The following is a 13079-nucleotide window of genomic DNA, read 5'->3' as shown; positions in this document are numbered from 1 at the left end:
TGCGAATAACGACCAGGAATCGAGCCGAAATACCGGAACAGCCGGACACTGGTGAGATCAAGCCTCCACTTTAGCGGAAAAGCTATCCATGTAAAGTCAGTGTCCACAGGACGCCTTTTTCTTCCTTAGGTAAAAGGCTTCGTCTCTCAAGTTTTTTGACACGCTATGGCGTTCCAAAACGGAACGCCTTTATTATTTTAGAAGGAGGGTCCTATGTCGATCACCTGGAATCCCTGGCATGGCTGTCAAAAGATCAGCACCGGGTGCCAGAACTGTTATGTCTACCGCATGGATGAAAAATACGACCGCGACAGCCATCAGGTCTCTAAAAATTCCTGCTTTGACCTGCTGCTGAAGAAAAAACGCGATGGAAGTTTTAAAATCCCGCCAGGCGAATTGGTCTATACCTGCTTTACCTCCGACTTTTTTCTGGATGCCGCAGACGCCTGGCGGCCTGAGGTGTGGGCCATGATGCGTGAGCGCTCCGACTTAAGCTTCATGTTTATCACAAAGCGTATCCACCGCTTTTATGAGTGTATTCCAGAGGACTGGGGCGACGGTTATCCCAATGTCCATATCTGCTGTACTGTCGAAAATCAGGCCATGACCGACTATCGGCTGCCGCTTTTTAAAGAGGCGCCCATCCGCTATAAAAGCATTGTGTGCTCCCCTCTGCTTGGTCCCATCGACCTCACTCCCTGGCTCGATCATTCCTGGGTATGCCAGGTAACCGTCGGCGGCGAATCCGGACTCAATGCGCGTGTCTGCCATTACGACTGGATCCTGAGCCTGCACAGGCAGTGTGTTGACGCCAGGGTCGCCTTTCATTTCCAGCAGACCGGCGCCCGCCTCATAAAAGACCATAAACTCTACCAAATCAAGCGAAAGGACCAGCATTCCCAGGCAAGAAAGGCCGGAATTGACTACACTCCGTAAAAAAGACCAGCTGCATGGCTGGTCTTTTTGAGTTCTATCCTGTTATTTCTCTTTCAAGTCAAGGATAGCGGCAAGTATTGCCTCTGTTCCCTCGATGGTCTTCATCATCTGTGAAATTTTAACCTGCTCTTTGGGCTGGTGTGCCCATTTCTCTTCGGCATGAGAATATCCAATGGTCGGAATTCCCCGCAGTCCTGCGGTATATCCACCATCTGTCCCAAATTTCCAGTAAAAGCATTCAGGCTTTTGACCTGCGTTCTCCAATGCATCCAGGGCCTTTTTTACAACAGGTATCTGCTGGTCTGTCGCCCAGGGCGGATGATATTTATTAACTTCACAGGTGTAGCCTGTATAAGTTTTCTCACAGTAAGTCCGCGGATGCACCTCTGCCTGAAATTCCGGGTCCTTTTCTGCAAAATCATCAAGCACAGCCTTAAGCTGACACACCACGTCCTCCAATGTTTCATCCGGCGAATAACGCCGGTCAATGGATATTTCACATTCGTCAGGAATAATGCTCTGTGCTCCCGGCCGAACAATACAGTCGGTTATTGTAACAGAGTTATCCCCCAAAACAGGGTGTCCCTTAAGAGTTTTTGGCATCTCCTCGAAAATATACTGCATAACAGGCAGCATTTTTTCAAGGGCGTTGATGCCCTGCTTTGGCTGAGAGGAATGAGCCGTCTTTCCCATTGTTTTAACGACAAGCTCCACCTTTCCACGATGCCCCAGCGCCACTCTTCCTGAACTCGGCTCACACAGAACACACAGATCGATCTTTTCACCTTCAAGGGTATGATCAATGAGGTACTGCATTCCCAGCATTTCCGCTGCCTCTTCATGTACGACCGCCGAAAAAATAACCTTCCCCTTTAAAGAAGCACCTGCATCCAAGGCCTGCTTAATCCGCTTAAATGCAAAAAACTGCGCTGCCAGCCCTGCTTTCAAGTCACTGGCGCCTCTTCCGATCAGAACGTCGCTTTCCACAGCTGCCTTAAAAGGGCTGTAGGGTTTCCACGCCTCCAGACTTCCTTCTGGCACCACATCAAGATGTCCGTTCAGCAGGACGACTGGCCCCTCTCCACAATTGATTACTCCGTAGACATTGCCGGCTTCATCGACTTTAGGTATGACACCAATCTGATCTAAAGCATTCTGAATAAATACTGCTGCTTCGCCTTCTTCTCCGGAAAGAGAAGGTATTTCAATCAATGCTTTTAAAAACGCTACATACTCCTTTTTCATTTTACAATCATCTGACATTTTGTTTCCTCCTGATATTAATTGCTTACGTTTATCAGTCGGTTAACGCTATTCAAAATGAAAAGACCAGCAGCTCAAGCCCAAAGGACCTGCGATTTTAACAATATCCAGGTTTTATAAGGCTTTTGAAGCTGCTGGTCTCACCTCGTTTATAAATTATGAAACTCATATTTTAATTTGATTTTATCTCCGCGAAAGACAACCTTCGAATACTCATAGGGCGTATCATCCTGCGCAAAAAGAATATCCTCAAGAATCAGCAGCGGATAGCTCTCTTCCACACGGAAAAGCTGGGATTCTTTTTTAGACGCCTTGACCGATTCCAGCGTTTCCTGTATACGCGTAGGTAAAAGCTGGTATTCTTTCTCAAGGATAACACATAACTGCTCATCGACAAGGTCATGCTTCTCGATGCCCTCGCATAATTGTACCGGGATATAAGAATAATGCAGACTGATCGGTTTTCCCTTAAGATAACGCAGACGCTCAATCAGCATAACCGGCGCAGCCTCTGGAATACGCAGCTTTCTCGATACACTGCCAGAAGCCTGAATAATGGCAGAATCCAACAGTTTTGTTGTCGTTTCGTACCCCATACGCTCAAGCTGCTCCCGAAAGCCCATGTAAGCTAAAGACTCTGTCATAATCTTAGGCTCTGATACAAAGGTACCCTTCCCCGGAACACGGTAGAGCACGCCTTCCTGAACCAAATTCTGACAAGCCGTCCGAATGGTCATACGGCTCAGGTCATACTCTTTGCTCAGCTCGCTTTCAGAGGGGATTGCATTTTGTGGTTTCCAAATGCCGGTATCTATATTATTTCGGATCAGCTCTTCCAGCTGAACATAAAGTGGCTTTGGATTATTTCTTTCAATACTATTCATCTTTAATCCTCCTGAAAGTGTGTGTCTATATCATACCATAATCTTAAACGCTTTTTCAATATCGTAAACCACTTTGTTATAACGCAAACTTTCTTATGGCTCCAATTCAAACCGGAATGGCCTTAGAATTCCAGTTTTTTTATTATTTTACTCGCAACATCTTCCATAATGCCAAGGGCCTCGGCCATCCACAGTGCATTGTAACGGCCGCTGCGCGTTTCCTTTGCAAAGTACAGACTCTTCACCAGCTCATCCTCATCAATCTGTAACTGTTTTGGGTGCCATGGGCCGCCCACTTTCTTTAATTTTTCAATAAGAGCTTCGGAGGTTGGCATTGCCTCAAACCGTCTGGCCAGGGCTTCATGATGTTTGATAATCTTTTCTATTTCGTTTTGTCTCGCTGCTTTGTCAAAGGAGTGGTTTTCTGCCTGTAATTCCAGAATGCTTTCTGCGCCTTCACCATAAACCGCCCGGATTTCCTTCTCCCACTCAGTTCTGTCCCAGATTTTTTCAACGGCCTTTTCAACATCGAAGCGCTCGAAATCAATGTCCATAATTTCTTCCCAAATCATGGTGTTGATCACAGCCCCAACACCGACCTCCTGGCCATGCATTGATTGCGGCACACCTTTTTCATCCTGACATTTAATCCAGAAATGGTTCAGCTGGTGCTCAGCGCCGGAGCCGCAGGGTGATGAATCATACCACGCCATTGCCACCGCGCTTTTATACAATGCGTCTGTTAAATTTTCAATGGCTTTTTTCTCTCCTGGCACAATGCCCTCTATTGTCTCATCCGCAGTTCCCTCGGAAATACATTCGCCCATCATTGCCTCTACCCGGTCACAATAATAAATATCCTTGATCAATTTTCCTGCATACCAGTCCATACCTGCGCTTATTTTAGAGATCACCTCGCCCACACCGGCAGCGTTCATAACGCTCGGCGCTTTTGCAATGATATCGGAATCGGCCAAAATCAGGCTGGGATAATTGAGATAATATGTCACCTGAAGCCCATCGACAATGATAATGGACATGTTTGTAAAAAAGCCGTCCATCGTCATAGCCGACGGGATCGAAACACATTCTAAATTCAGGCGTGTTGCCGCATAACGGACGACATCCGTGACTGTTCCGCCCCCCAATGATACGATGTAATCAGCGTCAAAAGGCGTATTGCAGATAACATTTCCAACGGTGTACTCATCTGGACGGATACGGCCTTTGAGCACATAACATTCAATCTTCAGACCCTGCTCCTGCCAGTATGCATAGATCTCTCTGCCAATGGACTCAAAAATCACCTCGTCTGTTACGAGTATGCCTTTTTTACCAAGCTCAAGCGCTTTGACATAATAAGGCAGTTTTCTGGCGGCACCCGAAGCGATCACAACTTCTCCAATCGGCATCTTATGATGCCTCCCACATTCACAGTCAAAATCATGCCTTTCATAAATATTAAAACCGCTTTTTTGCATATCCATTTTTTCCTCCAAAATAAAATACTGGCCAGCATTAACCTGGCCAGTACGTATATGTTTTTTTATTAGAATATACGGTTGTCCAAGGCGTTATAAACGTTGATAAAGCGCTGATAAGCTTTATCGTAAGCTGCAAATTTTTCTGGATCAGGCTCAAAAACTTCAGTCAGTTTAACTGCTTTTTCAGCTGCGTCCCGGCAGTTTTCATAAGCGCCCACGCCAATACCAGCGTACAGAGCTGCTCCTAAGCAGCCTGTTTCACCTGCACTCAGCAGCTGGATCGGCAGTTTAAAAATGTCAGCCAGCATCTGACACCACATCGGAGATTTTGCGGCGCCGCCTGTCAGGCGAATGGAGTTAATTTTAATTCCAGCTTCCAGTTCGGCGTTGATAATATCATATACCTCAAAGCTGATGCCTTCCATTACCGCTCTTGCCATATCGGCTTTTTTCGTTCCAAGGGACATTCCGATGAAAACACCGCGTGCCTTATCGTTGATTTTAGAGCCTGACGCCCCCTGCAGGTATGGTAAGAAGGTTATGCCATTTGCTCCTGGCGGGACATCTGCGATCTGTGCATTGATGAGTTCATAAGGATCTGTTTTGACCAGCTCAGCCGAGAATTTTTCAATGTCACAGAAGGTATCCCGATACCAGCGGTAGCTTGAAGCGGACGTATTTGAAAAGGCCTCGATGGTATAATTGCCAACCCCATGATTCCCTTTAACGACCAGTCTTCCCTTTGGATCACGAATCGGTTCATCACTCACGATAAAGCATGAGCCGAAGGTACCCATTACCACAACTGCCGTTCCGTCATCCACACCGCCTGAACCGAAGGTGTTACAATTCTGGTCATGTGCGCCAACGCAGATTGGTGTTCCTTCTGCCAATCCGGTGAGCTCAGCGACATCTTTTGGAATATGTCCGACGACTTTTCCCGGTTCGTCTACCAGCTCAGCTCTTTTTTCCAGCGGAATTCCCAACATATCATGCATACGCTTCGACCAGCATTTATTGTTGATATCCATCATACCCTCGCGGCTTGCAGATGAAAAGTCTGTATAATATCCGTCTGCGCCGAGCTGCTTAAGAAAATAGTCCTGATGTGTGGAGAACATGGCTGTTTTATTCCAGTTTTCCGGCTCATGATGTTTAAGCCATACCAGCTTCGCAATACTAAAGCACATTCCCAGCGGATCGCCGGTCAGCTGATAATATTCTTCTCTTGGAATCTGATCCGTAATCCATTTTATTTCTCCCTCGCTGCCTCGAAGATCCTGCCAGCCTACAAATGGCCGGATCAGTTCGCCATCTTCATCTAAAAGACCGATAACAGACCCCTGGGAAGAAAGCCCCACAGCTATGATATCCTTTGGATCTACCTGCGCCTTACGGATGGCTTCTTTACAGGTTTTGAACAATGCCGGTGTCATGTCCTCCGGAATTTGCTCTACCCAGCCTTCATGCGGGTAATAACATGGGTATTCACGGTAATCGCTCCCAATAAGGTTTCCTTCAAGGTCAAAAACGCATACTTTACAGCCGGTCGTTCCGGCGTCCATACCAACTAAATATTTTCCCATTTTATTTCTCCTCTATAACTTAGTTTTAGTTTTTAATATTAAATCTCTGATCAAAGTCCCCCAACTCTGATTTTTGGCAGTATGTTTTTGTTTTATCCCTGGTATGCGGGAATTAATCCAATTTTCCGTAAATCATCAACACCGTCTAAAATTTCCTTGCCGCCCTGAGTTCCGATCAATTCTGCTCCGGCTAAAATAAAAGCAAACGCATTCTGCGGACGCGGCGCCTTAACCCCGGCAACCTTTACCTTCGTGTCAGAGCCTTCGAGGGCTTCTACCATCAGGATAACGTCTGAGACACTTGGTCCTGCATATTGCCCTGTTGAGGTCTTAACCCAGTCGATGCCCGCTTCAGCCACCAGCTTGGTAGCGGTTACAATTTCTTCTTTGGTTAACATACAGGTTTCAATGATCATTTTAGTCATAGCCGGACCCGCTGCTTTTTTATAGTCCTTGAATTCCTGTAAAACCTTGTCGTATTTGCCCTCTTTTAAATCGCCAACATTCATGCAGTTATCCAGAACAGTCGCCCCCATACGGACGGCTTCTTCTGTTTCAAAGCATTTTACAGCGCTGCTCTGCTGACCAAAAGGAAAACCTATTCCCGCACCGACCAGCAGATCTGTCCCCTTTAACTCTTCGGCAACGACCGGTGTCCAGTAAGAGGATGAAAAACAGAAAGCCTTGCAGTTGTACTCAATGGCAGTCCTGCATCCCTTGCGAATATCTTTTTCTGTTGAGTCTTTGCCCAAAACAGAAAAATCAATCAGCTTCCCCATGTCATGTTTTGTCATTTTCGATAAATCAACCATTTTTTTACTCCTTTATTTTGTAATTATTTTTATCCTTTATATTTTGGAACAACGCCAATTTCGCGCATCATATCCAAAGAATCAATGATCTGCGGCGCCTGGCGGGTACCAATCAACTCTGCTCCGCCCATCAAGAAACAGTAAGCGTTCTGTGCTCTCGGAAACTTAACACCCGATACTTTTACCTTTGTATCACTTCCTTCAAGCGTTTTAGCCATAATGCGTACCTGCTCCATCGTCGGACCTTCCCACTGTCCTGTTGATGATTTAGCCCAGTCCAAGCCTGCTTCTGCAATTAGCTCACAGCCAATACGAATTTCTTCATCTGTCAGCATACATACTTCCAGAATCATTTTTGTGATCGCCGGGCCTGCTGCTTTTTTATAATCTTTAAATTCCTGGAGAATCTGGTCGTATTTTTTGTCTTTCATCAGGCCAACGTTCATGACATTATCCAATACCGTTGCTCCCATTCTTACAGCTTCTTCTGTTTCAAAGCATTTAACTGCGCTGGTCTGCTGTCCAAACGGAAATCCAATCCCTGCTCCGACCAAAATATCGGTTCCCTTTAATTCTTCTGCAACCACCGATGACCAAATTGAAGAAGAGAAGCAGAAGGCTTTTACATTGTATTCAATGGCTGTTTTACACTCTTCCCGGATAATCGCTTCTGTTGTGTCTTTTGGGCCAATGAAATAGTCAAAACATTTACCAACATCTTTTTTTGTCATTTTTGAAAAATCAATCATTTTTTTACTCCTTGTCCTGTTTATCCTTTAATTTATATCCTGGCTTATCAGCTGTCTTATCCTTCATAAGGCGGCAGTAACCCAATTTCCCGCATCTGATCCATCGAATCAATAATTTCCGGCGCAGACCGTGTTCCAATCAGCTCTGCCCCTGCCATAATAAAGGCCCATGCATTCTGAGGTCTTGGAAACTTAACGCCAGAAACCTTCAGCTTAACATTGGAATCCGCGATTGTTTCTTTCATAATCAAAACCTGCTCCATCGTCGGCCCCTCAAACTGTCCTGTCGCTGATTTTGCATAATCAAGACCAACTTCCTTAATCAGCTCGCATCCAGCCTTTATCTCATCATCTGTGAGAAACGCAACGTCTAGAATTCCTTTTGTCATACGTCCCTGAGCCGCATTTTTAAAATCAACAAGCTCCTGTTTGACAACATCATATTTTTTGTCTTTTAAAGCTCCTATGTTGATGACCATATCCAGACATGTACAGCCTGCCTTCACAGCCATTTCTGTTTCCATGGCTTTTACAGCCGAAGGCTGTGAACCGAAGGGAAAACTGATCCCTGTCGCAATGTTAACGTCCGTATCTCCTAATTCTTCTACCACAATGGGTGTCCAGTAGGGTGAAGACGAATAGAAAGCCGCGCAGTTATAAGCCTTTGCCTCACGGCACCCATTACGGATGGCTTCTTCATCGGTATCTTTTGGCAGAATGGCATAATCAAAGAGCTTTCCGGCATCCCACTTGGTTAACTTTTTTAAATCGATCATTTTTTTCTCCTGGTATAATCTGTTGAATCCACTGCTTTACTTTTGAAGCGGCGGTACAATGCCAATCTCACGCATCTGGTCTAAGGCATCTATAATCGCCACAGCTGCACGGGTTCCAATTAAATCTGCTCCTGCCAGTAAAAACGCGTAGGCATTCTGAGGTCTCGGAAATTTAACACCGGCAACCTTCAGCTTAATGTCGGTATCCTTCAATGTTTTTTTCATGAGTAAAAACTGATCCATCGATGGCCCTTCAAACTGTCCTGTTGATGTTTTCGCATAGTCAATCCCCGCTTCTGCAATTAAATTACAGCCTGCAATAATTTCATCATCGGTTAAAAAGTTAACGTCCATGATGCATTTCGTCAGGTTGCCTTCAGCCGCTTTTACAAAAGCATCCAGACCTGCCTTCACTTCCTTGTAATTCTTGTCTTTGAGGGCGCCGATATTCATGACCATGTCCAGCGCCGTACACCCGAGTCGGACAGCCTCTTCGGTCTCGAGTCCCTTCATTTTTACCGTTGACGCGCCAAAGGGAAAATCCAAGCCTGTGGCGATATGGATGTCTGTTCCTTCGAGCTCTTCCTTTACCACAGGTGTCCAATAAGGTGATGCTGAATAGAAAGCCGCGCAGTTATAAGCCTTTGCTTCCTGACAGCCTCTGCGAATATCCGCTTCTGTTGTGTCCTTGGGCAGTACCGAATGGTCAAAACACTTTCCTAATGACCACTTATCCATTTTTGATAAATCAACCATCGTCTTCCTCCTATATTCTCTTTTTTAAAGGAGCAGTTCCTTTATTTCACTCATTGCATCCACCATATAGGCCGGTCCCAGATCCTTCAGCACTTCACTGCTGCCGTATCCATAGGTTACCGCACATACATCCACACCTGCGTTGTAGCCTGTCATAAAATCTGTTTTTGTGTCCCCCACCAGCACTGCCTGTTCTGGCTGCATCTGGTAGTGTGCCAGTATTTTTTGAATACATTCCGGGTGAGGTTTTGGGTTTTCAACATCATCTGCGGTTACCAGATAGTCAAAATACTGTTCAAACGCCAGGGCTTTCATAATTTTTTCTGTAGCGCTTCTGATCTTATAGGTCGCCAGAGCCATTGGCCTGCCCATTTTCTGGTAATGGTCCAATATTTCCTTAACGCCGGGATACAGGCTGGTGTACACGGCACAGTTTTCTTCGTAATATTTTTTAAACAGCGGCAAAATCTCACTGTCGATTAACGCTTCTTTATCCTCTCCAAGACTCTTTAGAAGAACATTGCGTGCTCCGCCGCCAATGCAGCTCCGTATAAAAGTGTCTGATTTTGGCTCAAATCCATATTTCTCAATAATATACTTAACAGTCGCCACAATATCCGCTGCAGAATCTACCAACGTCCCATCCAGATCAAAAATAATCAAATCATAATGTTTTCCCATTTTTTCACCTACAGTCTGGACAACAGCTCATTGCTGTAAAAATACTCTGGCGTAATGCCGCATTCGCCAATGTTCCGGACTTTTTTGCTGGACTTTTTATAATCTGCGTGGTAGTCTGAGCCTCCGGAAATGATCGCAACCTTGTCAGTGTAGTCTCTGCGTACCTGCTCTATGATTTCTTCCTTTGTCAGCGAGCCATTATAGGTTGTTTTGTCATAGGTATAGGAGGCCTCAATGCCGTCCAGCCCGCCCTTGATCAGGCGGTCAATATATTCAGCTCTCGAACATTCCAGGGCCTTTGTTTTAACCCTCTCGTCAATGAGATAGGGGTGCGCCAATATGACGATTCCTTCCGCGCGGTGTACAATATCAATAATGGTCAGGGGGTCTGGCTTTTCACGTTTCACACTGTATTCCGGTGTGTTGCGGATCATCAGCTTGGCGTCACTCCAGGTTTCAGTATAGCCTTTCTCGGCCATAAGGTTAAAGATGATTTTCTTCTGCACATCCTCTGGCTTTCTCGGGATATCATTGTAATTGAGCACTTCCTCCCATCTGATGGGAAAGCCCTTCTCTGTCAGCAGTTCAGTCAGCCTCCTGTAGGAATCAATTTTACTTTGAACAATAATCCGGTTCATGGCCAGGATTTCAGGGCTAGAGTAATCACAGCCAAAGGCTACCAGATGCACATCCTCTACCTCTGTTTCACAGGAAAACTCAATTCCCTTTAAAACCTTCATGCCTTTCTTCTGGGCATAGCGTTCCACATCAACCATGAGCCCGCCTACTTCAATCTTCTCCGGCGGCAGCACATCATGGTCTGTAATGGCTACGACCTTCATCCCCAGGGCTGCCGCGGTATCCAGAAATTCCTTTGGGGTATCATTTCCGTCTGAGCGGGTTGTGTGGCTGTGCAGATCACAGAGATAATTTGGTTTGTAATCCATATGCTCACTTCCTAATCTTCCAATAAACTGAACAGTGTGATGTGATTTCTAACCACTTCTTTGACCTTATCTTTTACAAAGGCATCCAGCTTCAGTGGGTCATTTTCATCAGGCCGCAGCTTTGTATAGTCTCTCATACCGCCGCAGTAGGCAATCTTGATCGCTGTTGAAATATTGACTTTTGCCGCACCCAAACTGATCAGCCGTTTAAAGGTGCCTGTACTCAGACCGGTACCGCCATGCAGTACCAACGGGCAGGGCGAAAAGCTGTTGATGTTTTCAAAAAGGTCGTAATCAATTTTAACCTCGCCTTTATATACACCGTGGGCTGTACCGATGGCCGGGGCAAAGGCATCAATTTTTGTCTCTTCCAGATAAACCTTACAGTCCTCCGGATTTGCCAGAGCACTCTGGTCTTCATCGACCACAATATCGTCTTCCACGCCCACGATAGCTCCAAGCTCACCTTCGACGGTAACATCTTTTGCGTGGGCGGCTTCCACAATTTTTTTGGTGTTCCCAATATTTTCTGGCAGCGGCAGTTTTGAGCCGTCGTACATAACAGAGCTCCATCCGCCGTCAATACAGGCGATTGTAAAATCCACATCGGTCGAATGGTCAAGATGCACCGCCACATCTACCTTTGCATTTTCCACAATCGGTTTTAAAAACTGCATCATTTCTTCAATTCCAAATTGCTTGACGGTTTTAACCGAGGTCTGAAGAATGATCGGGCAACTCAGCTCTTCTGCCGCTTCCACCGCCGCCTTTGCTGTCATTTGATTGACAATGTTGAAGGCGCCGACAGCGTACCCGCCTTTTCTGGCATCCTTCAATATTTTTTCCATGTTTACATAACTCATTTCATGACCTCATTTCTTATTCTGATTTTATTTTGCGCCGTTGGCCGCGTTCATAAACCGGCGCTGATAGCTGATTACTTGGTTGCAGGAGGTAAAACGTGCCAGATAGTTTGGCTCTGCGGTGATAACTACACGGTTGACCAGATCACTGAATTCGTCCTCGACTAAAAGCTTGTCGATATCCGGGTAATTGAGCGGCCCTTCCATACTGCAGATAATCAGTCTTGAATCGTCCAGGTTGGTGTTTTTAAACCATCTCAGGTTATGTCTTACACTGTCCAGGCCGTCAGATCCTTCATGGTCTTCAAAGTGCCGGTACTTAAGCAGATCCTCGGCTGCCTGCTTGACGCTCAGCAGATCCATTTCCTGGCCTTTGCACAGGTAGTCTTTTTCGATGAACATTTTTTTTATGTCTTCCAGATATCTGGGGTCGCGTGTTGCATCGTAAGCCGCAAGGCCTTTTTTCATGATTTCGGACTGCATGAAGCGGTGGCGGACAAAGCTGTTGATAAAATAAGGCTTTGCCTGCAGCGCAAGTGCTGTCTGGTAGGGCTCAAACATTAAAGTAAAATTGACCCGGTAGCCATTTTCCTGAAGCATCAATGCGATGTTGTGGCCTCTCAGCGCTTCGGCTGTACCAGGTGCGTCGCAGGGGATTGAAAATTTCTTGTCGCCTGTAAGGAGCTGGTCAACGGTTTCCTTGCTGACTGGTCCGGTGTGCGGTACCTTGATGACGACGCGGTATTCGGACAGCATCTCTTTAAATTTAGCGGCTTCTTCCAGAATCTCTGCGTCCGATTTGCCAAAGGGGTCGTTCAGCTCAACGCTGATGTCTGCTCCAGGGCCCAGAATCCTGCCGATTTCTGCCATAACCTCGTCTCTTGTTTTAAACTGGCTGCCGACATTTGCTTTTGGATTATTGATGAACAGATCATAGATGATCCCAGGGTTACAGGTCAGATTGGCAAGAATATTTTTGATGGGCGCTACTTCGTAAGGATTGGCGCTGTCTGCTGAAAACAGGACGTTGGTCGGGCGTTTCACCCCATTTTTGTCATAGCTGATATCTCTTACCAGGTCTGCCCTGAGGGCCCCGTCCTCCTCCAGCTCGTATTCTACCCGGAAGCCTGCCGGGGTCTGGCCTTCTGATACGTCAAAGGTGTCAATGACCTTTTTAAATCCATCGGTCACACCAATGGATTTCACGTATGGCTTTAAGGCCTGAAAGGTCTCAAACGCCATTGGCTGGTCGGCCACTCTGCTGATGTACGCCTTCTCGCTGTCAATGAATGTGACGTCTGTTTTCTTGAATGTGTTTAAACTGCATTTAATCTCCATGTCT

General features: G+C 46.0%; 13 protein-coding genes. 1 reads left to right on the top strand and 12 read right to left on the bottom strand.

Annotation, left to right across the window (positions count from 1 at the left end):
* The first annotated feature begins 213 nt into the window (after positions 1-213).
* Entirely contained in the window at positions 214-936 is a 723-nt protein-coding gene (locus FYJ53_RS02780; RefSeq protein WP_073383472.1) for a DUF5131 family protein, read from the top strand.
* A gap of 42 nt (positions 937-978) precedes the next feature.
* Here the strand turns inward: FYJ53_RS02780 and FYJ53_RS02775 are convergent, their stop codons facing one another.
* The 12 genes from FYJ53_RS02775 to FYJ53_RS02720 form a co-directional block, all read right to left on the bottom strand.
* Positions 979-2199 (bottom strand): M20 family metallopeptidase, encoded by a 1221-nt coding sequence (locus tag FYJ53_RS02775; protein ID WP_073383469.1) that lies wholly within the window; start codon positions 2197-2199, stop codon positions 979-981.
* 149 nt (positions 2200-2348) lie between these two features.
* Positions 2349-3083, bottom strand: coding sequence for a GntR family transcriptional regulator (locus FYJ53_RS02770; protein WP_073383467.1), 735 nt, complete (start codon positions 3081-3083; stop codon positions 2349-2351).
* Positions 3084-3205: 122 nt separating this feature from the next.
* The gene (locus FYJ53_RS02765) at positions 3206-4570 is read right to left on the bottom strand and encodes a sn-glycerol-1-phosphate dehydrogenase (protein ID WP_073383464.1); all 1365 of its coding nucleotides are present in this window, start codon (positions 4568-4570) and stop codon (positions 3206-3208) included.
* Positions 4571-4632: 62 nt separating this feature from the next.
* Entirely contained in the window at positions 4633-6153 is a 1521-nt protein-coding gene (locus FYJ53_RS02760; RefSeq protein WP_073383461.1) for an FGGY-family carbohydrate kinase, read from the bottom strand.
* A 92-nt stretch (positions 6154-6245) separates the two neighbouring features.
* Positions 6246-6965, bottom strand: coding sequence for a deoxyribose-phosphate aldolase (deoC, locus tag FYJ53_RS02755; RefSeq protein ID WP_073383459.1), 720 nt, complete (start codon positions 6963-6965; stop codon positions 6246-6248).
* Between the two features lie 29 nt (positions 6966-6994).
* The gene (gene deoC / locus FYJ53_RS02750) at positions 6995-7714 is read right to left on the bottom strand and encodes a deoxyribose-phosphate aldolase (protein ID WP_013382175.1); all 720 of its coding nucleotides are present in this window, start codon (positions 7712-7714) and stop codon (positions 6995-6997) included.
* A gap of 56 nt (positions 7715-7770) precedes the next feature.
* Positions 7771-8490, bottom strand: coding sequence for a deoxyribose-phosphate aldolase (gene deoC, locus FYJ53_RS02745; protein WP_013382176.1), 720 nt, complete (start codon positions 8488-8490; stop codon positions 7771-7773).
* Positions 8491-8526: 36 nt separating this feature from the next.
* Positions 8527-9246 carry a deoxyribose-phosphate aldolase gene (deoC, locus tag FYJ53_RS02740; protein WP_013382177.1) on the bottom strand — a complete coding sequence of 240 codons (720 nt, stop codon included), beginning with the start codon at positions 9244-9246 and terminating at the stop codon, positions 8527-8529.
* Positions 9247-9270: 24 nt separating this feature from the next.
* A complete protein-coding gene (locus FYJ53_RS02735; RefSeq protein ID WP_073383456.1) occupies positions 9271-9927 on the bottom strand; it encodes an HAD family hydrolase in 657 nt (218 codons plus the stop codon).
* Between the two features lie 8 nt (positions 9928-9935).
* Positions 9936-10874: a PHP domain-containing protein gene (locus tag FYJ53_RS02730; protein ID WP_073383454.1), complete on the bottom strand. Its 939-nt coding sequence runs from the start codon at positions 10872-10874 to the stop codon at positions 9936-9938.
* Positions 10875-10885: 11 nt separating this feature from the next.
* Entirely contained in the window at positions 10886-11737 is an 852-nt protein-coding gene (locus FYJ53_RS02725) for a class II fructose-bisphosphate aldolase (RefSeq protein ID WP_073383451.1), read from the bottom strand.
* 27 nt (positions 11738-11764) lie between these two features.
* Positions 11765-13075: a transaldolase family protein gene (locus tag FYJ53_RS02720; RefSeq protein ID WP_073383449.1), complete on the bottom strand. Its 1311-nt coding sequence runs from the start codon at positions 13073-13075 to the stop codon at positions 11765-11767.
* Positions 13076-13079: the final 4 nt, after the last annotated feature.

It is taken from the genome of Eubacterium sp. BL-380-WT-2B (genome assembly GCF_009696115.1).
Taxonomy (GTDB): Bacteria; Bacillota; Clostridia; order Eubacteriales; family Eubacteriaceae; genus Eubacterium; species Eubacterium callanderi.
Note: the sequence above shows the minus strand (reverse complement) of the source record. Positions and strands in the feature narration are given on the sequence as shown.